The 21,661-nt window shown below is 63.4% G+C and carries 21 protein-coding genes, 4 tRNA genes and 2 pseudogenes; 17 read left to right on the top strand and 10 right to left on the bottom strand.

Annotated features, from left to right (window positions below):
• The first annotated feature begins 2 nt into the window (after window positions 1-2).
• The 9 genes and pseudogenes from ACQVLG_RS27580 (at window position 3) to ACQVLG_RS27540 (ending at window position 7,933) form a co-directional block, all read left to right on the top strand.
• Window positions 3-1,385: a multicopper oxidase family protein gene (locus tag ACQVLG_RS27580; RefSeq protein ID WP_474291938.1), complete on the top strand. Its 1,383-nt coding sequence runs from the start codon at window positions 3-5 to the stop codon at window positions 1,383-1,385.
• A gap of 177 nt (window positions 1,386-1,562) precedes the next feature.
• Complete coding sequence (locus ACQVLG_RS27575; RefSeq protein WP_474291937.1) at window positions 1,563-3,218, top strand: methyl-accepting chemotaxis protein; 1,656 nt, start codon at window positions 1,563-1,565, stop codon at window positions 3,216-3,218.
• Between the two features lie 77 nt (window positions 3,219-3,295).
• Window positions 3,296-4,069: a transporter gene (locus ACQVLG_RS27570; protein WP_474291936.1), complete on the top strand. Its 774-nt coding sequence runs from the start codon at window positions 3,296-3,298 to the stop codon at window positions 4,067-4,069.
• Between the two features lie 93 nt (window positions 4,070-4,162).
• Window positions 4,163-4,672, top strand: coding sequence for a hypothetical protein (locus tag ACQVLG_RS27565; RefSeq protein WP_474291934.1), 510 nt, complete (start codon window positions 4,163-4,165; stop codon window positions 4,670-4,672).
• A gap of 15 nt (window positions 4,673-4,687) precedes the next feature.
• Window positions 4,688-5,987, top strand: a pseudogene (locus ACQVLG_RS27560) (NAD(P)/FAD-dependent oxidoreductase).
• 148 nt (window positions 5,988-6,135) lie between these two features.
• Window positions 6,136-6,705: a hypothetical protein gene (locus ACQVLG_RS27555; protein WP_474291931.1), complete on the top strand. Its 570-nt coding sequence runs from the start codon at window positions 6,136-6,138 to the stop codon at window positions 6,703-6,705.
• Window positions 6,706-6,888: 183 nt separating this feature from the next.
• Complete coding sequence (locus ACQVLG_RS27550) at window positions 6,889-7,422, top strand: RICIN domain-containing protein (protein WP_474291929.1); 534 nt, start codon at window positions 6,889-6,891, stop codon at window positions 7,420-7,422.
• 14 nt (window positions 7,423-7,436) lie between these two features.
• Entirely contained in the window at window positions 7,437-7,565 is a 129-nt protein-coding gene (locus tag ACQVLG_RS27545; protein ID WP_474291927.1) for a hypothetical protein, read from the top strand.
• Entirely contained in the window at window positions 7,562-7,933 is a 372-nt protein-coding gene (locus ACQVLG_RS27540; protein ID WP_474291925.1) for a hypothetical protein, read from the top strand. The genes ACQVLG_RS27545 and ACQVLG_RS27540 overlap by 4 nt, the downstream gene beginning before the upstream one ends.
• 51 nt (window positions 7,934-7,984) lie before the next feature.
• Here the strand turns inward: ACQVLG_RS27540 and ACQVLG_RS27535 are convergent, their stop codons facing one another.
• On the bottom strand, window positions 7,985-8,500 hold the full coding sequence (locus tag ACQVLG_RS27535; protein WP_474291923.1) for a DUF6265 family protein: 516 nt from the start codon (window positions 8,498-8,500) through the stop codon (window positions 7,985-7,987).
• 152 nt (window positions 8,501-8,652) lie between these two features.
• Here ACQVLG_RS27535 and ACQVLG_RS27530 point away from each other — a divergent pair, with 152 nt between their 5' ends.
• On the top strand, window positions 8,653-9,102 hold the full coding sequence (locus ACQVLG_RS27530; protein WP_474291921.1) for a hypothetical protein: 450 nt from the start codon (window positions 8,653-8,655) through the stop codon (window positions 9,100-9,102).
• Here ACQVLG_RS27530 and ACQVLG_RS27525 read toward each other — a convergent pair.
• Complete coding sequence (locus ACQVLG_RS27525) at window positions 9,086-9,799, bottom strand: sensor histidine kinase (protein WP_230540730.1); 714 nt, start codon at window positions 9,797-9,799, stop codon at window positions 9,086-9,088. The genes ACQVLG_RS27530 and ACQVLG_RS27525 overlap by 17 nt on opposite strands.
• A gap of 308 nt (window positions 9,800-10,107) precedes the next feature.
• Here ACQVLG_RS27525 and ACQVLG_RS27520 point away from each other — a divergent pair, with 308 nt between their 5' ends.
• Window positions 10,108-10,503, top strand: a complete 396-nt coding sequence (locus ACQVLG_RS27520) for a hypothetical protein (protein WP_070219229.1) — start codon at window positions 10,108-10,110, stop codon at window positions 10,501-10,503.
• A 74-nt stretch (window positions 10,504-10,577) separates the two neighbouring features.
• Here the strand turns inward: ACQVLG_RS27520 and ACQVLG_RS27515 are convergent, their stop codons facing one another.
• The 3 genes and pseudogenes from ACQVLG_RS27515 to ACQVLG_RS27505 form a co-directional block, all read right to left on the bottom strand.
• Window positions 10,578-11,561 (bottom strand): GGDEF domain-containing response regulator, encoded by a 984-nt coding sequence (locus ACQVLG_RS27515; RefSeq protein ID WP_230540732.1) that lies wholly within the window; start codon window positions 11,559-11,561, stop codon window positions 10,578-10,580.
• Window positions 11,562-11,891: 330 nt separating this feature from the next.
• Entirely contained in the window at window positions 11,892-12,521 is a 630-nt protein-coding gene (locus tag ACQVLG_RS27510) for a response regulator (protein ID WP_474295821.1), read from the bottom strand.
• Between the two features lie 80 nt (window positions 12,522-12,601).
• Window positions 12,602-14,368 (bottom strand): annotated as a pseudogene (locus tag ACQVLG_RS27505) (PAS domain-containing sensor histidine kinase); the annotation flags it as partial.
• Between the two features lie 427 nt (window positions 14,369-14,795).
• Here ACQVLG_RS27505 and ACQVLG_RS27500 point away from each other — a divergent pair.
• The 3 genes from ACQVLG_RS27500 to ACQVLG_RS27490 all read left to right on the top strand — a co-directional run bounded on the left by ACQVLG_RS27500 (window position 14,796) and on the right by ACQVLG_RS27490 (window position 15,192).
• Window positions 14,796-14,872: transfer RNA gene (locus ACQVLG_RS27500), tRNA-Arg, on the top strand.
• 83 nt (window positions 14,873-14,955) lie between these two features.
• Window positions 14,956-15,029, top strand: a tRNA-Arg gene (locus ACQVLG_RS27495).
• An 86-nt stretch (window positions 15,030-15,115) separates the two neighbouring features.
• Window positions 15,116-15,192, top strand: a tRNA-Arg gene (locus ACQVLG_RS27490).
• Window positions 15,193-15,311: 119 nt separating this feature from the next.
• Here ACQVLG_RS27490 and ACQVLG_RS27485 read toward each other — a convergent pair.
• Genes ACQVLG_RS27485 through ACQVLG_RS27475 form a run of 3 tightly spaced genes read right to left on the bottom strand, consistent with a single transcriptional unit; the run spans window position 15,312 to window position 17,474 of the window.
• On the bottom strand, window positions 15,312-16,046 hold the full coding sequence (locus ACQVLG_RS27485) for a hypothetical protein (protein ID WP_474291918.1): 735 nt from the start codon (window positions 16,044-16,046) through the stop codon (window positions 15,312-15,314).
• Window positions 16,028-16,924 carry a hypothetical protein gene (locus ACQVLG_RS27480; protein WP_474291916.1) on the bottom strand — a complete coding sequence of 299 codons (897 nt, stop codon included), beginning with the start codon at window positions 16,922-16,924 and terminating at the stop codon, window positions 16,028-16,030. The genes ACQVLG_RS27485 and ACQVLG_RS27480 overlap by 19 nt, the downstream gene beginning before the upstream one ends.
• A complete protein-coding gene (locus ACQVLG_RS27475; protein WP_474291914.1) occupies window positions 16,908-17,474 on the bottom strand; it encodes a hypothetical protein in 567 nt (188 codons plus the stop codon). Before ACQVLG_RS27475 ends, ACQVLG_RS27480 begins: the two co-directional genes overlap by 17 nt.
• Window positions 17,475-17,743: 269 nt before the next feature.
• Between ACQVLG_RS27475 and ACQVLG_RS27470 the strand changes: the two genes are divergently transcribed.
• Window positions 17,744-17,820, top strand: a tRNA-Arg gene (locus ACQVLG_RS27470).
• A gap of 55 nt (window positions 17,821-17,875) precedes the next feature.
• On the opposite strand, the gene ACQVLG_RS27465 is transcribed toward ACQVLG_RS27470, so the two are convergent.
• On the bottom strand, window positions 17,876-18,748 hold the full coding sequence (locus ACQVLG_RS27465) for a helix-turn-helix domain-containing protein (protein WP_474291913.1): 873 nt from the start codon (window positions 18,746-18,748) through the stop codon (window positions 17,876-17,878).
• Window positions 18,749-18,863: 115 nt separating this feature from the next.
• Here ACQVLG_RS27465 and ACQVLG_RS27460 point away from each other — a divergent pair, with 115 nt between their 5' ends.
• Together ACQVLG_RS27460 and ACQVLG_RS27455 are read left to right on the top strand one after the other, a co-directional pair.
• Window positions 18,864-19,820, top strand: coding sequence for a phytanoyl-CoA dioxygenase family protein (locus ACQVLG_RS27460; RefSeq protein WP_474291912.1), 957 nt, complete (start codon window positions 18,864-18,866; stop codon window positions 19,818-19,820).
• 92 nt (window positions 19,821-19,912) lie between these two features.
• Complete coding sequence (locus ACQVLG_RS27455; protein ID WP_474291910.1) at window positions 19,913-21,058, top strand: alpha-hydroxy acid oxidase; 1,146 nt, start codon at window positions 19,913-19,915, stop codon at window positions 21,056-21,058.
• On the opposite strand, the gene ACQVLG_RS27450 is transcribed toward ACQVLG_RS27455, so the two are convergent.
• Entirely contained in the window at window positions 21,055-21,561 is a 507-nt protein-coding gene (locus tag ACQVLG_RS27450) for a P-loop nucleotide/nucleoside kinase family protein (protein WP_474291909.1), read from the bottom strand. The genes ACQVLG_RS27455 and ACQVLG_RS27450 overlap by 4 nt on opposite strands.
• Window positions 21,562-21,661 lie beyond the last annotated feature (100 nt).

The raw sequence follows: 21,661 nt of genomic DNA, 5'->3' as shown, positions 1-21,661 counted from the left end.
TGATGATTACACGTAGAAACTTTTTCATGAATGCGGGCGCCGTCGCCCTGAGTGCGGCTGCGGTCAGCCGCGTGGGTGCGGCGTCGTTGCCGGAAGCCGTCAGCATGGCCGGCGCGGAAACGAAAGCGCCGCCACCGCCGCCGAACGGGCGCCCGTACAACCCCGTCGTCACCTTGAATGGCTGGTCCTTGCCCTGGCGCATGAACAACAACGTCAAGGAATTTCACCTGGTGGCCGAACCCGTCGTGCGCGAACTGGCGCCCGGCATGCAGGCGAACCTGTGGGGCTACAATGGCCAGTCGCCCGGTCCCACCATCGAAGTGGTGGAGGGCGACCGCGTGCGCATCTTCGTCACCAACAAATTGCCGGAACACACGAGCGTGCACTGGCATGGCCAGCGCTTGCCCAACGGCATGGATGGCGTCACGGGCCTGACCCAGCCGGGCATTCCTCCCGGCAAGACTTTCGTGTATGAATTTGTTGCCAAGCGGCCCGGCACCTTTATGTACCACCCGCATGCCGATGAAATGACGCAGATGGCCATGGGCATGATGGGGTTCTGGGTGACGCACCCGAAAGACCCGCATTTCATGCAGGTGGACCGCGACTTCGTCTTTCTGCTCAGCAACTACGACATCGACCCGGGCAGCTACACGCCGAAGATCATGACCATGACGGATTTTAATCTGTTCACCTTCAACAGCCGCGTCTTTCCCGGCATCGATCCCATGGTCGTGCGCCAGGGCGACAAGGTGCGCGTGCGCGTGGGCAACCTGACCATGACGAATCACCCGATCCACATGCACGGCCACGAATTTGAGGTGACGGGCACGGATGGCGGCTGGACGCGTCCCGAGTCGCGCTGGCCCGAAGTGACGACGGACGTGGCTGTAGGGCAGATGCGCGCCGTGGAGTTTACGGCCACGGACCTGGGCGACTGGGCTTTCCACTGCCACAAGTCGCACCACACGATGAATGCCATGGGGCATGACGTACCGACCATGATCGGCGTTGACCACCAGGGCGTGGCGGCGAAGGTCAACCAGCTCGTGCCCGGCTACATGGTGATGGGCGAGCGGGGCATGGCCGACATGGGCGAGATGCAGATGCCGATCCCCGACAATACCTTGCCGATGATGGCCGGCGACGGCCCCTTCGGCGCCATCGGCATGGGCGGCATGTTTACCACGGTCAAGGTGCGCAAGGACCAGAAAGCCGGCGACTACCGCGACCCGGGCTGGTACAAGCATCCGGCCGGCAGCGTGGCGTATGAATGGACGGGCGCCTTGCCGGAAGCCGTGCGCGGCCAGGGCGCGGGCAAGCCCTTGGTGAAAGGCGGCGTGGAGATGACGGTGCGCAAGCCTGGCGCGCACACGGGCCATTAAGCTGGCCCATTAAGCACCTGCCGGAACGGCTTGCCTAGCACGGCAAGCCGTTTTGCATGTTGCTATAAATCAATGAATTGTTGTTTAGTGACAATCCGAGCATTTTCCTCCTGCTTTTTTCTTTATATTCAAGCTGAGGTCCCGTTGCGTATCGGCCGCCAGGCCATCGGAGGAATCATGTTGAATCGGATGAAGGTGGGCACGCGCCTGTTGGCGGCATTCTTTTGCGTGGCGCTGCTGGGCGCCATCGTGGCCGGCATCGGCATCTTCAACATGGGCAAGATCGACACCATGGCGGGGCAGATGTACAACCATGAATTGCTGGGCCTGTCGTACATCAAGGAAGCCAATATCGCCCTGATCAAGGTGGGCCGCGCGCGCAGCAATTTCTTGCTGGCCACGACCGCCGAGGAGCGCGCCACGCGCCAGGCCGACATCGCCAAATTTCTCGAATTAAATAAAAGTTACCTTGCCAAGGCGGAACCGCTGTTCGTCACGCAAGCGGCCAAGGAACTGTTTGCCCGCTTCGCCACTGTCGAAGCCGAGTACATTGCCACCATGCAGCAGGCACTGACCCTGGCGGCGGGCGAACCGCTGGCCCAGCGCAGCGCGCAACTGGTCGAACTGCTCAACAAGACGCGCCAGCATGCGGACGAACTCGACGCTGTGCTGGACAAGCTCTCGCTGCAGAAGGAAGCGCGCGCCAAGGCGGCCGCCGAGCAGGCGTCCGGCGTGTACCAGTCCAGCCGCAGCTTCATGCTCGCCCTGGTGCTGGGCAGTGTGGCGGTCGGCCTGGCGCTGGGTGCGCTGATCACGCGGGGATTGACGCGCCAGCTCGGTGGCGAGCCGGCGTATGCTGTGAAGATCGCCGGCGCCATTGCCGAGGGCGACCTCACCGTCGAGATCCGCACGGCCAGCCACGACAGCGCCAGCCTGCTGTTTGCCATGAAAACCATGCGCGACAAGCTGGTGGGCATCGTCAGCCAGGTTCGTTCGGGCACGGATACCATCCATACGGCGTCGAGCGAAATCGCCCAGGGCAACCTGGACCTGTCGTCGCGCACGGAAGAGCAGGCCAGTTCCCTGGAAGAAACGGCGTCGTCGATGGAGCAGCTGACCTCGGCCGTGCGGCAGAACGCGGACAATGCGCGCCAGGCCAATGCGCTGGCCGGCGCCGCGTCCGACGTGGCCGGCAAGGGCGGCGCTGCGGTGGGGCAGGTGGTGCAGACCATGGAATCGATCAATGCCTCGTCGCGCAAGATCGTCGACATCATCAGCGTCATCGACGGCATCGCCTTCCAGACCAATATTCTGGCCCTGAACGCAGCCGTGGAAGCGGCCAGGGCGGGCGAGGAGGGGCGCGGTTTTGCCGTCGTGGCGGCCGAGGTGCGCAACCTGGCCCAGCGCTCGGCCAGTGCCGCCAAGGAAATCAAGATCCTGATCGGCGACTCCGTCGAGCAGGTGGCCGTGGGCGCCAAACTCGTGCGCGACGCGGGACACACGATGGACGAAGTGGTCACCAGCGTGCGCCAGGTGGCCGACATCATGCAGGAAATCACGGCCGCCAGCGCGGAACAGAGCGCCGGCATCGAGCAAGTCAACCAGGCCGTGCTGCAGATGGACCAGGTGACGCAGCAGAATGCGGCCCTGGTGGAGGAGGCGGCGGCGGCCGCCGAATCGCTGCAGGACCAGGCGCAGACCCTGACGGAGCTGGTGGGCGTGTTCCGCCTGCATGCCCAGGCCGAGGGCATCGCCGTGCCGGCATCGAGCAATGTCACGCCGCTGCGCCGGCCCGCGCCGGCGGCCAGGCCGGGCGTGCGGCGCCTGGCCTGACGGCGGCTGGACCGGGCGCAAGCGGCGCGGCGGTGGTAGGCTGTCGCTATTGCGCGTTTGCCACTTCCGGGTTCCCCATGCCATCTCCTGTCCTGCCGTCCTTCCGTTTCTCCCTGTTGCTGCTGTTCCTGGCGCCCCTGGCGCAGGCGCAGGATAGCGATGCCGTCCTGCCTTACCGTCCTTCGGTGGCCAGCCCCGCCCAGCTGCCCGTGCCGGGCCAGCTGGAATTCGAGGCGGGCGGCCTGTTGTCGAAAACGGACGATACGCGCCGCGCCAGCCTGCCCTACACCTTCAAGCTGGCGTTCACGCCCGAATGGGGCGTGCTGCTCGAAGGCGAGGGTGTTGTGCGCGCGCGCGACGACACGGGCCGGCGCGAGACGGGCGTGGGCGACACGACGGTCGTGCTCAAGCGCGCCTTTATGCTCGACAGCGCCACGGCGCTGGGCCTGGAACTGGGCTGGAAGTTGCCCACGGCCAAGGACAGCATCGGCAGCGGCAAGAGCGACGTGTCGCTGAACGGCATTCTCAGCCGCGACCTGGGCGCCGTGCACATGGACGCCAATGTGAACGCCACGCGCCTGGGCGCATCCGACCCGGTGTCGGGCCGGGTGCAGACGGGCTGGGCGGCCTCCTTTTCCACGCCCGTCAGCGAGCGCTGGGGCGCCACGGCGGAAATGTCGGGCACGCGCCTGCGCGGCGCACGGGCCACGGCGCAACTGCTGCTGGCGGCCACCTACAGTCCCACGCCCCGGCTGGCCATCGATATCGGCATGGCGCGCGGCTTGACGGCGGCGTCACCGGACTGGTCGCTGTTCAGCGGCCTGGTAGTGCCTTTGGGCAAGCTGTGGTGAGATTGCCACGGCAGTCCTTATGTGTCCTTGCGAACAAACAGTTGGTCACACAAGGTCTACAATTGCGGCATAACTGATAAAAGGAGTGTCCCCATGAAAACCCTCATTCTCGCCGCCGTCCTGCTGTCGGCAGGTACCGCTGCTGTCGCCCAGGTTGGCGTCTCCGTCACCGTCGGCCAGCCAGGCTTTTACGGACGCCTCGACATCGGCGACTATCCCGCGCCGCAATTGATCTACGCCCAGCCCGTCATCGTGCAGCGCCCGCAATACTATTCGGCGCGCCCCATCTATTTGCGCGTGCCGCCCGGCCATGCGAAAAACTGGTCCAAGCACTGCCGCAAGTATAATGCCTGTAACCAAGAGGTATATTTCGTCCAAGATAGTTGGTATAACAACCAATATGTGCCCCGTTACCGCCAGCAACATGGTGACCATGGCCGTCCCGATTATGGCGACCGCGGCCGTCATGACGACAAGCATGACAAGCACTTCGACAAGCATGATGACAAGCGCGACAAGCATGACAACAAGCCGGGCAAGGGCCATGGCAATGGCAATGGCAATGGCAATGGTCACGGCAACGGCAACGGGCACAGGGATTAACACGCAGGAGGATCTTTGCACAGTAAAATCGTAATCGTAGGAGGAGGTGCAGGCGGCCTGGAGCTGGCCTGCAAACTCAGCCGCAAGCTCGGCCCCGGCCAGGTGACCCTGGTCGACAGCCGGCTGTATCACATCTGGAAGCCGTCGCTGCATGAAGTGGCGGCCGGCACCCTGGATATTCATCAAGAGGGCCTGTCGTACCAGATGTTGGCGCATGACAATGGTTTTACCTATGTCTATGGCCCCCTGATCGCGCTCGACGCGGCCAGCAACAGCCTCACCGTGGGCGCCATCGCCACCGACAAGGATGAACAGCTCTTGCCGCAGCGCACAGTCAGCTATGACCAGCTGGTGCTGGCCGTGTGGCAGCACCTCGAATTACTTCGGCGTGCCCGGCGCCCAGGAAAACACGATTTCCCTGAATGCCACGGAAGACGCGGAACGGTTCCGTTTGACCCTGCTCAAGCTGCTGGCCATGGCCGAGCAGCGCCAGGGCGACGCCGGCCATCCCGGTGTCGACATCGTCATCATCGGCGGCGGCGCCACGGGCGTCGAGCTGGCGGCCGAACTGCGCGAAGCGAGCGGCGTATATGCCGCGTATGGCTTCCAGAATCTCAACGCCATCAAGGACGTGCGCATCACCTTGCTGGAAGGGGCGCCGCGCATCCTGGCGCCGCTGCCCGAGCGCGTCTCCATTGCCGCCTCGAAACTGCTGCATCAGCATGGCATCACCGTGGTGACCGATACGCGCGTGACGTCCATCGACCCCGACAAGGTGACGGTGGCCAGCGGCACCAGCTATGCGGCCGACATCTGCGTGTGGGCCGCCGGCATCCGCGCGCCGGAATTCCTGTCCACTTTGGGCTTGCCGACCAACCGCGCCGGCCAGCTGGAAGTGACGGGCATGCTCAATGTGCAGGGCCACGCGAATATCTTCGCGCTCGGCGATTGCGCCGCCTGCATGGGGCCGGACGGCAAGCTGGTGCCGCCGCGCGCCCAGGCGGCCCACCAGCAGGCCGATTACCTGCTGAAGACCTTTTTGCTGCAAGCCAAGGGCAAGCCGCCGCAGACGAAACCGTATGAATACCTCGATTACGGTTCGCTCGTGTCGTTCGGCCGCACGACGTCGGTCGGTACCCTGATGGGTTCGCTGAAGGGCCTGAGCTGGTTCGTCGAAGGCTTTGTTGCGCGCATGATGTATGTCAGCCTGCACCTGATGCACCACAATGCCGTGCTGGGCAGCGTGCGCACGGCCGTCATGGCCATGGGCCGTTTCCTGATCAAGCGCAGCACGCCGCAGGTCAAGCTGCATTAAACAGTTATATTCCACAGTTTGCGTCAGATCAAAATGGGGCCGCAAGGCCCCTTTTTGTCGTCTGTTTAATGGAATCTCCCGCTACCGGCCTGTCTAACTGAAGCTGCTTGCAGTATCACGCGTACCGACCGGAATGGAGGGGCCTTCCATGCCTGCGATTGCATTGGATAGCATTGCCGATATTGCCGTCAAACGCCGCCGCAGGCTTGGTTCGTTCATCGTTCTGCTGTGCCTGGCGGCCGTGCCGCCTGCCATTGCCGATTCGCAGGACGACGAGCGGCCGGTGCTTTCCAAGGCCGATATTGCCGCATTTGCCCTGGAGACCGCGTCACAGCAGGGGGCGGCTTCCCGGCAGGCGGTGACGGCCGAAGGCGTCACCATCATCACGCTAGCCAACGGTACCGCGGTCTGGATCGCACCCGCCGGTTCAAGCGAAGCCTTGGCCGCCTCCTGCGGCAAGGATCATTTCTCCCTGTGGACGGGCAAGCACTACAAGGGCGACAAGGTCACGTTTACGCAACTGGGCCCGACCATTTGCTGGATGCTGCGCAAGGGCCACGTCTTGCCTGTGAAATCGCTGATCGCAGGCAGCCAGCGGGGCGCCACGATGTGGACCCGGCGCCACTGCAAGGGCACGGCCTCGCCAACCTATGCGCCCGGCGCGAGGGTACCCGACACCGGCTACAAAAAAGGTTTCCAGATGCGGTCGATACGCTGAACGCCATGCCAGGCCGGGAACCGGGCTTGCCGCGCGATGGTCATAGCAATGTGCGTTGCTTTCCTGGTACAGCCCTCGACTGCAATTCGATTGCACTTCCACACGCGGCGCCTTTCGCCGCCTTTTCGCCGCTTTTTCGACTCATCGCCACGGGGATCAAGCACACTCCGATGAAGAATAACAATGGAGGAAATGATGAGATACGCAATCTTGCTGATGGCTTTTTTGTGTTGTCTGACTTCCTATGCTGCGCAGCCGGAGGCCGGGCAGTCAACAGAAGCACTCAAGAAGGATGCAGCAGTCGAGTTCAAGAATGCCAAGTCTGGCCGCTGCATCGGCGTGGACCGCGCCAGTACCAGTGCCGGGGCGCATATCAAGCAATTTGACTGCGACAACGCAGAGAATCAACGGTGGATACACGATCCTGTGCCGGGTTCGGCGTACTTCCGCATGAAGAACAAGAAGAGCGGCAAGTGCATGGGCGTGGATGGCGGCAGCTCCAGGCCTGGCGCCGATATTCGGCAATTTGATTGCGACAGGAAGCCAAATCAGCAATGGCAAGAGGTGCCTGATACTCCTTTCTTTACCCTCAGAAATCTCGATGACCCACAAAATTGCATAGGCGTCGATCACGCCAGCGAGGCGAATGCCGTGCAGCTGAAAATCTTTCCTTGCGACGGCAAGGAAAACCAGAAATGGAAGGTGCGCGCGCTCTAGGAGAGGAGGCCGGCATGCCGTCACGCTTACTGCAGGTCATCGCCCTGACCCTGACCGCCCTCGGGCTCGCGCCGGGTGCCGCGCATCTGCTGGAGCTGCCCGTCAAGCTGGCTTATATCCGCCGGCCCTGTATGCGCAGGTGACCAGCACGCTGTACGCCCTGTTTGGCCCGGCAGGGGGCGCCGTGCAAATGGCCGCCTTGGCGGCCGCGGCGGTGCTGGCTTTTCGCTCCAGGCGCCTGCCCCATGGCCGCCTGCTGGCCGCATCGGCCGCCGCGCTGCTTGCCTCCTTGCTGCTGTGGGCTTTCCTCGTCGCCCCCGTCAATGCGGAATGGGGCAATAGCGCCGACGTGAGCCAGGAAGAATTCGCCGCAGCCTATGCGCGCCTGCGCGGCCGCTGGGAGTATGGCCACGTGGCGGCCTTCATTGCCTGGTTCGCGGGCTGGCTGGGCATGGCCGCCGGCTTCGCCCTGCGTCCTCCTGCGGCCACGGGGGGGCGCTCGCCGCCTTGAGGCAGGCAGGGCCGTCAAGCGCGGCTCCGGTTTCTGCCTGGGAGGGGGAGTCTATTTGCCGTGCGCAACGGGCGCCGCGTCGCAGCGGCCCCGCGTCATGGGAAAATCGATGGTGGTGAGCTTGCCCTTCAAGGTGCCGGTGATGCTGGCGTGCAAGATGCGCTCGCTGTCGTGGCGGTAGATGATGCGGCTCGGGAAGTCATTGTCCAGGTTGGCGAAGATGAATTCATTCGGCTTGTCCTGGCGCAGCAGGTTGAACACTACGGCCGGCTGGCCCGACGGCTGCACGATGTAGGCCAGCTGGCCCGGTTCGGTGAGGCGGATCTGCACGAATTCGAAGGCCGTCGTCTTGCCGCCCTTGACGGTGCGGCTGGTGCCGAGCAGGGTGCCGCCGGCAGCCGTACTCCATTGCTCCCCGGAACCGGGCTCGGCGCCGTCGACGTTCCAGCAGCCGGCCAGCCAGGCCAGCTTGTCCACGGTTTCCGGCGGCGGCACGGTTTTTTCGGCGGCCTGGGCGGTGGTCATGCCCAGCAGAACTACAAACCACGTCGTGGCAAGGCCTTGCATACGGTCTCCTGTTCTTCAGATATTTGCATTCAATAATTGCAATAAAGTGATGCTTTTTCGCAGTGCAGGCGCTGCGCGCCGCCCGATGGAGCGGCAGGCCAACTATACTTTATGGAATGACATTGCTGGCCCAATCACTACCAGGAGCAATCATGCACGATTCTTTCACGCCGCAGCGCAGCGATGGCCTTCAGGGTGGCGAAGGCCAGTGGCGCATGCGCGCGCGCGGCAACCAGCTTGTTCTTGTTACCTGGGCGGGCGGGGCAGGGCAGGCAGGGCAGGCATGGCTGGAGTGCCAGGTTTCCGCCGATGCGGCGTCCACGCCGCTTGCCTTCAGGCTGTCGCTGGACGGGCCGTACCCGCGCCGAGAAACGGTGCAATTTGGCAATATTGACGTGAGCCTTAACTTGTCCCGTGAAATGCCTGAGGCGCCAGATGGCATGGTGGCGCTGGTCTGCGAGCTACCCTTGTCGGCACAGAACTTTTTCCACGGGGTAATTGCCACATGGGCAGCGACGGGCCAGCCGGCCGGTGGCGCGCGAGCCGCTGCCGTTCCCCGGCCCTTGACGCTGGGCAAGGCGGTGGCTATTCCTTCGGGCTAATGCGCGGCAAGACCACGGTCAGGGCCGTGCCGCCGTGCGGATTGGCCGCCAGGCTCAGGCTGCCGCCCAGGTAGTGCACGCGCTCGCGCACGGAGCGCAGGCCGTGCTTGCTCATTTCGACCGGCTCGCTGGGCGGCAAGCCGCTGCCGTTATCCTTGACGGTCATCATCAGCGCTTCGTCATTGTCGTCGATGATGATGTCCACTTGCGTGGCGTTGGCGTGCGCGGCGATGTTGCTGAGCGCCTCTTCCAGGGTGCGCAGCAGGGCCACGCCCACGTTGCGCGGGCAAATCAGTTCATCTTCGGGCAGGCTGCAGCGCACAGTGATCTTGTGCTGTTCGGCAAATTGCGTGGCCAGTTCGCCCAGCGCGACATTGACGCCGAGAAACTCCAGCTTGTCATTCCACAGCTTCATCTGCATTTGCCGGTTCGTTTCGATCACATTCAGCAGCAATTGCTTCATGGTCGCCGCGCGGTCGAGCAAGGCCGCTTCCTGCGGCATTTTTTGCGTCAGCAGCGACAAATGCATGGTCAGCGCCGTCAGCGACGAGCCGAGGCTGTCGTGCAGCTGGCGCGACAGGGCGCGCCGTTCATTGTCCCAGCTGGTATTGACATGACCCAGCAATTCGCTGAGATCGGCGGCGCGTTCCGCATCGGCCTGGGCCGCTTCCTTGTTCGGATCTGTTTGTGCGGACATAGCGCCCCGTGAATGGTGAAAGGTGGACCAAATTCAAGTGGTGGATCATACATGAGGATTTCATCGCAAGGCGCATGGATGGAAAATTTCTGTCTTTTCGGCAATTTTAATCTCCTCCCATCACTTTTATATCATAGACAATCTTATTGTTTGCGCCAGCGGTATCGTTCCCGTCGTTACGTACGGCTGCGCACATACCCGGACGCCGCGCGCTGCCATAGTGGAGCCATGCATTCTCCCCTGCAGCATAGCCGCCATCGTGGCGCAGGGCGCCGCACCGGCCCTTTACCGAACTGAAAGGACATGCCATGAATATCGAAACCATCGTCGACAAGGAATACCTCGACAAAAGCTTCCGCGACATCGTCAACGCCCCCATCAGCGCCTTGCGCGGCGTCAGCGCCAAGGATGCCAAGGCCTTGCAGCAAGCGTTCGGCGTGACCACCGTGCGCGAACTGTCCAACCTCAACTTCGTCAAATGGGCCAGCGCGCTGGCCATCCTGGCCGATGAAGAGGGCATGAGCGGCGAAGAGCGGGCCAAGGAAGAGTTGCTCGACGACGCAGTGGAAATGACCTTCCCCGCCAGCGACCCGATCTCCGTCGATGCCGGCATCACGCGCATCGAAGTGCCGCCGGAAACCGTCGATGCGCAAACGGACCACCAGCATGCGGGCCAGCATGAAGTGACGGCCGGCAAGAAATAAAGTGTCTCTGCCATAAAAAAACCGGCTGGCCGTGAGGCTTGCCGGTTTTTTGACGTGCTGCGCGGAAAGTTGGCTCAGGCGATCGAGGGGATGCTGTTTTTCTGCATGTTGACCTGGGCGGCCATCACTTCGTGGGGCGAGCAGCAAAAGCGGTTCTTGCCGGCGCGCTTGGCTTCGTACAGGGCCGTGTCGGCCGCGCCCAGCAGGGATTCGACGGTGCTGGCGTCGTCCGGGTAGATGGCGATGCCGATGCTGGTCGACAGGCGCAGGGTCAGGTCGTTGATGAAATACGGCTCGGAAATGACTTCGATCAGCTTGGCGGCCGGTTCGCGCGCGTCGCCCTTGCCGGCCAGGTTGCCCAGCACGATGACGAATTCGTCGCCGCCGATGCGCGCCACCGTGTCTTCCTTGCGCGAGGCGCCCACCAGGCGGGCCGCCACCATTTTCAGGATGTCATCGCCATAGCCATGGCCATACGTATCATTGATGGCCTTGAAACCGTCCAGGTCCAGGTACAGGATGGCCGATTTGCCGCGGTTGCGGGCCGATTGCTGCAGGGTATGCCCGATGCGGTCTTCCAGCAGGCGCCGGTTCGGCAAGCCCGTCAGCGGGTCGTGCAGGGCCAGTTCCTGCTGCTGCTTGCTGTATTGCGCCAGTTCCTTGTACAGCAGGCGCACTTCCAGCATGTTGTGGATGCGCTTGTGCACTTCCATCAGGTCGAACGGTTTGCTGATGAAGTCGCGCGCGCCCGCTTCCAGGGCGGCGATCTTGAAACTCGGTTGTGCCGTCAGGGCCAGCACGGGCAGGTAGCCGCCATGCTCGATTTCCTTCAAGCCTTTCATGACCTGGAAGCCATTCAGTTCCGGCATTTGCAGATCCAGCAAGATCAAGTCGTAGCAATGCTCCTGGTGCAAGGGGCAGACCTGGGCCGGACGCATGGTGGCCGTGACATTGGTATAGCCGGCATCGCGCAGGATTTCCAGCATCAGGTCGACATTGTCGGGTGAATCGTCGACGACCAAAATTTTAGCTTTCAAAATCTCATCTTGGCTGGGCATGTAGGGTCTCGGTTAATACGGTCTATGCAACGCTGGCTTCTACCGCAGCGTTTCGGCTGGCGGCGGTGGGAAAGATAGTAGCGCCTTGCAACAAGACAGGGCGCACAACAGCGCTTGAACTCGCTTCTGCCACCGATGGCAGCCAAGGCTGCCTGTCTCCTGCCTGCCGTGCAGGTGTGCTTCTGCATTTCAGTGTAGCAAACTTCAGCTTAGTTGCTTGTAGGACAGTGCCGCGTCTGAAAGTAGGAAGGCTAAACCACAAAATAGTCATTATGTTCAGCACTATGTATTTCTTTGTATCATCTTTTTAGGGGCGGCGGATGACCCTGTTCAGGGTGGGATCATCACGCGTGCGGCGGCCAGCTGCGCCACGGCCGCCAGCAGTTCGGCCGGGTCGAGCGGTTTCGCGACCCAGGCCTGGAAGCCGCTGGCCAGCGCCCGCTGGCGGTCTTGCGGTTGCGCAAACGCCGTCAGCGCCAGCGCGGGCAGGCGGGCGGTAGCGGGGGAGGCATGCGCGCGTATGTGCGCCAGCAAGTCGAAGCCGTCCGCATCGGGCATGCCGATGTCGCTGATCAGCACATGCGGCTGCACCTGTTCCAGCAGCAGCAGTGCCTGCGCCACGCTGCCGGCGTCGTGCACTTCGGCGTGGTGGTCGCGCAGGATGCGGGCCGTCAGTTCGCGCGCATCGGCTTCGTCATCGACCAGCAGCACCTTGATGCCGCGCAAGTCATGGCTGGCGGACGGGGCGCCGCCCGTCTGGCGCGCGGCGGCGGCCGGCGTGCCCAGCGGCAGACGCACGGTAAAGCTGGCGCCCTGCATGTCGCCGGCGCTGCTCACCGTGACCGTGCCGCCATGCTGCTCCACCAGGTGCTTGACGATCGCCAGCCCCAGCCCCAGGCCGCCATGCCGGCGCGTGGTCGAGGCGTCGGCCTGGCGGAAGCGGTCGAATACGTGGGGCAGGAAGTCTTTCTGATGCCGACGCCGTTGTCGGCCACTGTGATGGCCAGGCGGTTCGCTTCGCGGCGCGCGCCGATCTCGACCCGTCCCCCTTGCGGCGTGAATTTCAGGGCATTCGACAGCAGGTTCCAGATCACTTGCTGGATGCGGCTGGGGTCGCCCATGATGCTGCCCGCATCGCTGGCGATGCTGCTGTGGATGGCGATATGCTTGGCGTCGGCCGCCGGGCGCAGGGTTTCGATGGCCGAGGCGATGACGCTGGCGGGCGCGAGGGGCTGCAGGTCGAGCATGACCTTGTCGGAGGTGATGCGGCTCATGTCGAGCAAGTCTTCGATCAGCTGCGCCTGGGCGCGCGCATTGCGTTCGATGCTTTGCAGGCCGCGGTGCAGGTCGGCCTGGTCGCGCGTGCCGCGCCGCAGCACCTGGGCCCAGCCCAGGATGGCCGACAGCGGCGTGCGCAGTTCATGCGACAGGGTGGCGAGGAAATCGTCTTTCAGCTGGTTCGTGCGCTCGGCCTCGGCGCGCGCTTCGCGTTCGCTGTCGAGCAGCACCTTGCGCTCTTCGGCGGCGCGCGTGGCGGCCGCGTACAGGCGCGTATTGTCGAGCGCGACGGCGGCCTGGGCCGCGATGGCCGAGACGATGCGTTCGCTGCGCGCGCTGAACATGCCCGCCTGCGGATGGCCCAGCAGCAAGCGCCCCAGCAGCAGGCCCGAGCGTGAGCTGACGGGCAGGCTCAGGCAGCTGCGCAGCGGCGGCGCGCCGTCGGCGCCGGCCTCGGGCGCCGCCAGCAAGTCGTTCTGGCGCATGGCCGGTCCCTGGCGCAGTTCCGTGGCCATGGCATCCGCCTGGCGAAGGCTGAGGCCGGTGACGGCGCGCGCCGAGGGGAGCGCGTCTGTATCGGGCGCGGCCGCATCGTCATGGTAGTAAAACGCGCCGAAGCGCGCGCCGCTGATGCGAGTGGCCGCATCGACGGTTTCCTGCAGCAGGGCCGGCAAGTCCAAGGTGCCTGCCAGGGCCGCACCCGTGTTGTTGAGCAATTCGAGCACGCGCGTCTCGTCGCGCAAGGCTTCCTGCGCGCGCTTGACCTGGTCGACGTCGGTACTCGTGCCAAACCAGCGCAGCAGCTGTCCGCCCCGGTCGCGCACGGGATTGGCGCGCGTCAGGAACCAGCGGAACTGGCCGTCGGCGCCGCGGATGGGAAATTCCATCTCGAACGGCGTGCCGTCGCGCAAGGCGGCCTTCCAGGCTTGCAGCATGGGCGGCAGGTGCTGCGCGTGATAGGCGATGCTCCAGCCGTCGCCCGCCATCTGCTCGGCGCTGGTGCCCGTGTAGTCGTGCCAGCGCTGGTTATACCAGGCAATGGTGCCGTCGAAGCTGGCGATCCAGGCCAGTTGCGGGATGGAATTGGCCAGCGCGCGCAAGTCTTCCTCGCGCTGGCGCAGGCTGTCCTCGGCCGCCTTGCGCTGGCTGATATCCTGGATATACGTGGTCAGGCCGTCGCTGGAAGGGAAGATGCGCACTTCCAGCCAGCGCCCCAGCGGCGGATACAGCAGTTCGAAACTGCAGCTGTGCTGCTGCGCCATGGCGCGCCGGTATTGCACTTCCAGTTCCGTGCCCTGCAAGGCGGGGCAGGCTTGCCACAGGTTGCCGCCCGCCAGGCGGCTGCCGGGCGGACGCTGCGGCGCCAGCATGCCGGCGCCGCGCGTATTGATATAGCGGATGCTCCAGTCGCGGTCGAGCAGGCAAAAGCCGTCGGTGATGCTCTCCAGTAAGTTGGCCAGGCGCTCGTCGGATAGGCTCAGCGGCGCTGATGGGGGAAGCAGATCTTGCTTGCGTTCATGCTTGGCCATCGGAAATCCTGGAACGGTGCGGCTGCCGGACGGGCGCTTGCCCCGCCAGGCCACCGTCGCTAAGCTCAGTTAAATGGGTCATGATGAAAATGCCAGCCGTCATGAATTAGCGGAGGCACGAGCGCCCCTGTCTGGCTGGTATTGTAGCCCCAAGCGGCACGCCGCCACCGCACGCTTGCCTGCCGCATGCAGATAGCACTGGACAGGCTGGAAGGCAGTCCCTATAATCCCGCTTCTTTCGAGACAGCAACTTCTCGATTCGCTGGATGCCACTGTGAAAGCAGAAGGGTCCATCGATAAAAAGGCGTCGGCTTTTTGGCGGTGAAAAGGTAGTCGGTCATGCGGGGCGGTATTCTGCAAAATCAGCTAAGCGATTGAAAAATCGAACTTTTCAAAGCGAAATGAATACGCTATAATGTTTGCCTGCGCGGCTGTAGCTCAGCTGGATAGAGTACTTGGCTACGAACCAAGGGGTCGTGGGTTCAATTCCTGCCAGCCGCACCAGAATACTGAAAATCAGACTTTGCCTGGTTTTGTTGTAACAAGTTTCACCTCCATGTTGTTCAATGGAATGTTGTAGAAGTTTTGCGGCTGTAGCTCAGCTGGATAGAGTACTTGGCTACGAACCAAGGGGTCGTGGGTTCAATTCCTGCCAGCCGCAGCCGCACCAGTATTGCCAACATCGGGTTTTCCTGTGTTGATGAAAGTTTCAAGCTTCGCGCCGTCCGGCGAAGTGTGTCAGAGTTTGCGGCTGTAGCTCAGCTGGATAGAGTACTTGGCTACGAACCAAGGGGTCGTGGGTTCAATTCCTGCCAGCCGCACCAGTATCAGCAGTAGTGAAAAAAACCCGGAAAGTTCGCTTTCCGGGTTTTTTTTCGTCCAGTCAAACTGTCGCTTGAAACACGCCGCCAGCAGCGCGGCGCGCTTCAGTGGCCAGGCCGTATCAATTCGGATAAGGCTGGCCCGACGACGCCTGGTTGCCCAGGACGATGGTGGTCACCCACAATCCGCCATGCGTCACGGGACCGGTGAACTTGAACAGCGAAGCGCCGGACTGCGCCGGGTCCGCCACGTTCGAGGCCAGCGCATTCAACCCCGAGCTCGTGAAGGTGCACGCGGTTTCTTGTCCAACTGCATTTTGTTCCGCATTCAGCACCGGCGTGGCGCCATTGAACAAATACAGGCCGCAATTATCCATTTTCGAGCCGTAGGTGGCCGATTGCGTGTAATGGAAGGTCACCGCGCCGTCGAGCAGGGTGGCGGCGGGGATGGACGACAGTTTCGCCGGCGTGATGCCGGTGAGCGTGGCGAACAGGCTGGCCTGGTTGGCCTTGGCAAAGGCTTTCGACAGCGGCACGGCATTGATCTGGAACGGGAAGGCGCTGACGGGGCCATTCGGCGTTTTCAGGGTCCACACGTAGATTTTTCCAGGCGCTACTTTCGTTTCGTCGATGCAAGCCGTACCCGCGCCCAGGCCCGGCGTATTGACGGGCAGGCTGGCCAGGTCCTGGCAGCTCTGGATCGCTTCCGCGTTATTGTAGAAAGCGCTGGCGGCGCCATTGCTGTCGGCAATCCGCATGTGGGTGTAGCCGGTCGCTGGCAGGATCAGCTGCAGTTTGCTGCCGGCCGTGCCAGGTATCTGGAAGTCGCCGAACGTCGTCAGGCCCGGTCCCCGCACACGTCGATCTTGTTGACGGCCGGATTTTCCTGCAGCACGGTGTCGAGCTCGACATGCGCGGCCCATTCGCGCGCAAAGCTGGCCGTGCCCCCGCTATCGACGCTGCGCTGGATGCGCGCATTCATGTGCATGTCCAGATGGCCGCTGCCGGCCAGTTTCCAGCCGCCGGCGCAGCCGCTGGTGTCGCTGGTCTTGACCAGTTGCCAGTTGAGCATGCCCGCATCGTTTCCTATCCGCAACTGCACCCATGCGCTGCTGGGCTTGCCTGCGGCGAAGGCGATGGCCGTCGCCCCGGCGCCCAGGCGATTGCCGATGAAGTCGGCCACGCGCGTCGTCGAGGTGCTGCTGCTGGATGTCAGCGTGGCAATTTCATTGCTGCTCAACGGCTGCATGCTGACGCTGGACAAACCCAGCGCCTCGATCGTCAGGCCCGCGTGGGCGGCCTGGTCCGCGCTGGTCAGGGCGGCCAGGATGTCCGCCTGGCCCACCCCGGCGCCCATGTTGAAGCTGCTGTCGATGAACGGCGACACGGCCGCCGTCGACGGCACGACGAAGCCCGTCTTCGGATACAGCGCGCTGAGCGAGGCCATGCAGGCGCGGATTTCCGGCAAGACACTGGCCGCGGCCGTCGCCTTGAGCAAGTCGGCATCCGATGGCGGCGTCGCTGCGGGAATGGTCGGCGCGCCGCCGGCGGCGGCGGGCAAGGTCACGCTGCCCAGCGCGCTGTTGGTGGCGATCAGGGTAACGGTGGCCATGGCGCCTTGCGCTTCCGCGGGCGCGACGAGGATCTGGTCCAGCACGGCATCCATGCCCGTGCCGTTGGCCACAAAGGCGCCCGTCAGTGGATTGGTATTGCCGGTATTAATCGGTTTGATCATGGCGACGACGGCGGCCACGGCCGCATCGAGCCGTTGCTGGGTCGCCGCCGTGGCCAGCGCCGCGGTGCAGGCGGCCGGGACCGCATTGGCGACGGGTGCGCAGACGGCGGCCAGGGCGGTGCCGCCGGCCGGGCTGGCCCGACGCCGTGGAGACGATCAGGTCCGTCAGCGGCGTGATGTTGACGGTTTGCCCCGCTGCGGTAGCGATGGAATTGAGCGTCACCTGCTTGCCGCCGGACGTGCCGGTGATGCTGAGGAAAAAGGGCGCCGTCATGCCGGCCACGTCGACGGTAAAGGCACCGCCGGCGCCGGTGTTGACCGCCACGGACACTTTGCCCTTGCTATCGATGGCCACCACGCTGCCCGTGATGGGGGCGCCGACGGCGGCCGTGCCGCTGACCGTCGTTGCCGGCACCGGCGGGACGGGCGCAACGGGGGGAACTGGCGGCGCCGGGTCGGCCGGGGTGCTGCTGCCGCCGCCACAGGCGGCCAGCAGGAAGGTGGCCGCGCAGGCGGCGGCCAGAGGCAATTTATGCAATTTTATTTTCATGACATCCCCTTGGTATTTTTATTGAAATTACTGCTAGTAAACATTCTCAAAGTTTTCCATGAATAGCATTTATTTTTCCTGGATGTATTGATAATGACTAAGAAGAAATAAACCTGTCGGTTTTGCGCCGCAGTCAGAAAATAAATGTGATGAAAGATGCAAGTGAGCGGGGCGGCTCGGCCGTTGAAATCCGGGGAGGGCGTCAATTGTGAAATAGTGCCGCCACGCCCTTTGCCATTCTGCAAAGCCCTGCTATAATCTTGTCTTAGGCGGCTGTAGCTCAGCTGGATAGAGTACTTGGCTACGAACCAAGGGGTCGTGGGTTCAATTCCTGCCAGCCGCACCAGAATATCGGGGGTCAGATTGTAAAATCTGATCCCCTTTTTCGTTTCCGAACGGATTTATGTTGCGCCTGTGGCACCGCGCCGGTACTGCCGGCGAAACGCGCGCGGCGTGACGTGCCTGGCGGCGCGGAACTGGCGGTTGAAGTGCGCGAGGTTGCGGTAGCCCGCCTCTTGCGCGATGACGGCGATGGCCAGATCGCTTTCGATCAGCTGTTGGCAGGCGCGGCCGATGCGCAGACGCGCCAGGTAGTCGCCCGGCGTGCAATGCGCATGGCGCTTGAAACAGCGGTGGAACGCGCCCAGCGACAGGGCCGCCTTCTGCGCCAGGGTTTCCAGTGCGATTTCTTCCCGGAAATGCGTGTGCATGAAATCGAACACGCCGGCCATGCGCTGGTGCTGCCCATCGGGCAGCGGCGCCTGCGCCATCGAGGCCAGCGGCCGCGCGCCCGCATCGCCCGCCAGTTCCAGCAGCACGTCGAGCAGCAGCGGCAAGCGCTGCGGCACGGGCAGGGCGTTCAGCCGCAGCAGCTGAACAGCGCAGCGCGCGCTCGTGGCCGGCGAAAAATGCAGGGCGGGGCCGGCGCGGCGCGCCAGCTGCCGCACGCCGTGCAATTCGGGAAAGCAGGCCGCCAGCCGCTCCAGCCACTCCAATGAAAACCACACGACGACGGCCAGCATCGGCTGCGCGCTATCGATGCGCTCGCTGGCCGACCACGTGTGCGGCAAGTTCGGCCCCAGCAGCACCAGGTCGCCCGGCTCGAAGTCGCCCACGTGGTCGCCGATGTAGCGTTGCCCCCGTGCATTGACCGTCAGGGTCAGCTCGAACTGCGGGTGGTAATGCCAGAGGAAGGGAATGGCATCGAGTTCGCGCCACAGCAAGCCCCAGGAGTGGCCCGCCGGGATCGTGACTTGTTCGAATAAAGGCGTCATTGTGACGTTTTGAAGGTGTCAATGGTCAGAATAGTATCAGTATTGGCTGCCTGACGCGCATTTTACGGCGCCGTGCCATCGCACAATCTGTCTCACACCAACACAGGAGACAGCGATGCAGAACCCATACCAGTACGGCGAAGACCGTCCCGGCAACCCGTCCGTGGCCTACACGGAACAGACCCAGTTGCGCGACATCCAAAAGCAGCTGCCCCTGCGCGTGCTGTCCGCCAGCGACTTTTTGCACTGGCAAACCTACGGCTACGTTATCGTCAAGGATGCCGTGTCGCCCGAGCAAGTACGCCGCACGACCGATTTCCTGTGGGAATTCCAGGGACTCGACCAGCACGATCCCGCCACCTGGAACCGGGAGCAATTGCGCGACCATGCGATGAAGGAACTCAACGGCTCCGGCATGGTCGAGGCCTACCACAACCAGACCCTGTGGGATAACCGCCAGACCCCGCGCGTCTACGACGCCTTTGTCGATATCTGGGACCGCCAGGATCTGTGGGTAACCATCGACCGCGCCAACCTGAACACGCCGAATAATGGCAAGCGCAAGTTTGGCGGCTTCATCCACTGGGATGCCGATACCACGCTCGACCCGCTGCCCGTCAACGTGCAGGGCGTGCTGGCCCTGTCCGATACCTCGCCCGAGAGCGGCGGTTTTCAGTGCTATCCGGAACTGTTCAATAATTTATTGAGCTGGCGCAAGACGGTGCCGCAAGACCGCAACCCCTGGCAGCCGGACCTGGCGACGGTGCCCTACCCGATGGAATTCATCGCCATGAAGAAGGGAGAACTGTTGATCTTCAACAGCCTGCTGGCGCACGGCATTCGCCCGAACACGTCGACGGACCAGGTGCGTTTGGCGCAATACATTTCCTTTACGCCGGCCCAGCAAGACAATCAAAGTCTGCGCGACTGGAGGGTGCAAAGCTGGCGCGAGCGCAGCGCGCCGCAGGGCTACGCGTTTCCCGGCGACCCCGAGGAAAAGGAAAAGCTGCGCTACCCGCAGGCGCGTTTGACCGCGCTGGGCGAGCAGATCCTCGGCGCGCGCGACTGGTAAGCCACGCTCCATGCGTCAGGCTTGCCTGCCGGATAGACAATTGCGGGCAAATGCACGATCATGGTCCGACTTGCCATCGACCGAGGAAACGCATGAGTATCATCACCTGCATCGAAGACTTGCGCGTGCTGGCCCAGAAACGGGTGCCGCGCATGTTTTACGACTACGCCGATTCCGGCTCCTGGACGGAGTCGACGTACCGCGCCAACAACAGCGATTTCGCCAAGATCAAGTTCCGCCAGCGCGTGGCCGTCAACCTGGAAAACCGCAGCCTGGCGTCAACCATGGTGGGCCAGCCCGTGTCGATGCCGGTGGCCCTGTCGCCCACGGGCTTGACGGGCATGCAGCACGCGGATGGCGAAATCCTCGCGGCGCAGGCGGCCGAGCGTTTCGGCGTGCCGTTCACCCTGTCGACCATGAGCATTTGCTCGATCGAGGACGTGGCGGCGAACACGACGAAACCGTTCTGGTTCCAGCTGTACGTGATGAAGGACCGCGAATTCATCAACCGCCTGATCGACCGCGCCAAGGCGGCCAAGTGCGGCGCGCTCGTGCTGACGCTGGATTTGCAGGTACTGGGCCAGCGCCACAAGGACTTGCGCAACGGCCTGTCGGCGCCGCCCAAGCTCACCATTCCGAATATCATCAACATGGCCACCAAGCCGCGCTGGGTGGCGGGCATGCTGGGCACGAAACGGCGCGGTTTCGGCAATATCGTCGGCCACGCCACGTCCGTGTCCGACATGTCGTCGCTGTCGGCCTGGACGCAGCAGCAGTTCGACCTGAGCCTGTCGTGGGCGGACGTGGAATGGATCAAGCAGCGCTGGGGCGGCAAACTGATCATCAAGGGCATCATGGACCCGGAAGACGCGCGCCTGGCCGTGGAAAGCGGCGCCGATGCGCTGATCGTCTCGAACCACGGCGGGCGCCAGCTTGACGGCGCGCAATCGTCGATCGAAGCCTTGCCCGCCATCGTCGACGCCGTCGGCAGCGCCATCGAAGTGCACATGGACGGCGGCATCCGCTCGGGCCAGGACGTGATCAAGGCCGTGGCCTTGGGCGCGAAAGGCGTGTACATCGGCCGCCCGTTCCTGTACGGCCTGGGCGCCATGGGCGGCCCGGGCGTGACCAAATGCCTGGACATCATCCGCAATGAACTCGACCTGACGATGGCGTTTTGCGGCTTGCGCGACCTGCAGCAGGTAGATAAAAAGATACTGCTGCCGGGGACGTTCTAAGCCGTCACGCGCACCAGCTTAAAACCTTCAGACGCGGCGGGCGGCACGAAGTGGCGAGTAATCTCATCAAATTGCGCGTCGCTGGTGGAAAACGGATGCAAGCCGCTGGCATTGCGCTGGCGCAAGCGCGCCTTGCATTCGTCGTCCGTCACGTCGAGGTAGTGCAGCACGTGCGGCACGCCCGCCTGCTGGAACAGCTCGCGCATCCAGGCGCGGCTGGCCGGCGTATTCGCGGGAAAGTCCAGCACGACGGACACGCCGGCCTGCAGCATCTGCAGGGCCAGAGGCGCGATGGCCGCGCGCAGCCGCGCCGCGCAGGCCACGTAGTCTGCCAGGCTGGCGATCTGGCCCGGATACAGTTGCGCCAGCAAGCCGTCTTCGCTGATGCGCACCGTATGCGGCGCGCTGGCCAGCCGGGCCGTCAGGGTGGATTTGCCTGAGGCAATCTTGCCGCACACGAGGTGCAAGGTGGGGGAAACCGGGGTGCTGGAAGTGGTGTGCATGGTCGCTCGCTCAGGTGAGTAAAACAAAGCCTGCGAGACGTCTTGATTGTTTGTTGCCGATCAAAGCCGCCTTGCAGGCGGCTTGGTCAATGTCATTCCT

The sequence above is a fragment of the Janthinobacterium sp. TPC_1 genome, assembly GCF_056037845.1.
This window is presented reverse-complemented; position numbering and strand designations above follow the sequence as displayed.

What these genes read in the sequence shown, in the direction of transcription:
- ACQVLG_RS27450 (WP_474291909.1), bottom strand. Translation starts at nt 21,561, where the DNA reads ATGCACACCACTTCCAGCACCCCGGTTTCCCCCACCTTGCACCTCGTG.
- ACQVLG_RS27520 (WP_070219229.1), top strand. Translation starts at nt 10,108, where the DNA reads ATGAATATCGAAACCATCGTCGACAAGGAATACCTCGACAAAAGCTTC.
- ACQVLG_RS27530 (WP_474291921.1), top strand. Translation starts at nt 8,653, where the DNA reads ATGCACGATTCTTTCACGCCGCAGCGCAGCGATGGCCTTCAGGGTGGC.
- ACQVLG_RS27515 (WP_230540732.1), bottom strand. Translation starts at nt 11,561, where the DNA reads ATGCCCAGCCAAGATGAGATTTTGAAAGCTAAAATTTTGGTCGTCGAC.
- ACQVLG_RS27555 (WP_474291931.1), top strand. Translation starts at nt 6,136, where the DNA reads ATGCCTGCGATTGCATTGGATAGCATTGCCGATATTGCCGTCAAACGC.
- ACQVLG_RS27575 (WP_474291937.1), top strand. Translation starts at nt 1,563, where the DNA reads ATGTTGAATCGGATGAAGGTGGGCACGCGCCTGTTGGCGGCATTCTTT.
- ACQVLG_RS27475 (WP_474291914.1), bottom strand. Translation starts at nt 17,474, where the DNA reads ATGAAAATAAAATTGCATAAATTGCCTCTGGCCGCCGCCTGCGCGGCC.
- ACQVLG_RS27460 (WP_474291912.1), top strand. Translation starts at nt 18,864, where the DNA reads ATGCAGAACCCATACCAGTACGGCGAAGACCGTCCCGGCAACCCGTCC.
- ACQVLG_RS27565 (WP_474291934.1), top strand. Translation starts at nt 4,163, where the DNA reads ATGAAAACCCTCATTCTCGCCGCCGTCCTGCTGTCGGCAGGTACCGCT.
- ACQVLG_RS27480 (WP_474291916.1), bottom strand. Translation starts at nt 16,924, where the DNA reads ATGATCAAACCGATTAATACCGGCAATACCAATCCACTGACGGGCGCC.
- ACQVLG_RS27535 (WP_474291923.1), bottom strand. Translation starts at nt 8,500, where the DNA reads ATGCAAGGCCTTGCCACGACGTGGTTTGTAGTTCTGCTGGGCATGACC.
- ACQVLG_RS27550 (WP_474291929.1), top strand. Translation starts at nt 6,889, where the DNA reads ATGGAGGAAATGATGAGATACGCAATCTTGCTGATGGCTTTTTTGTGT.
- ACQVLG_RS27580 (WP_474291938.1), top strand. Translation starts at nt 3, where the DNA reads ATGATTACACGTAGAAACTTTTTCATGAATGCGGGCGCCGTCGCCCTG.
- ACQVLG_RS27455 (WP_474291910.1), top strand. Translation starts at nt 19,913, where the DNA reads ATGAGTATCATCACCTGCATCGAAGACTTGCGCGTGCTGGCCCAGAAA.
- ACQVLG_RS27570 (WP_474291936.1), top strand. Translation starts at nt 3,296, where the DNA reads ATGCCATCTCCTGTCCTGCCGTCCTTCCGTTTCTCCCTGTTGCTGCTG.
- ACQVLG_RS27525 (WP_230540730.1), bottom strand. Translation starts at nt 9,799, where the DNA reads ATGTCCGCACAAACAGATCCGAACAAGGAAGCGGCCCAGGCCGATGCG.
- ACQVLG_RS27465 (WP_474291913.1), bottom strand. Translation starts at nt 18,748, where the DNA reads ATGACGCCTTTATTCGAACAAGTCACGATCCCGGCGGGCCACTCCTGG.
- ACQVLG_RS27545 (WP_474291927.1), top strand. Translation starts at nt 7,437, where the DNA reads ATGCCGTCACGCTTACTGCAGGTCATCGCCCTGACCCTGACCGCCCTC.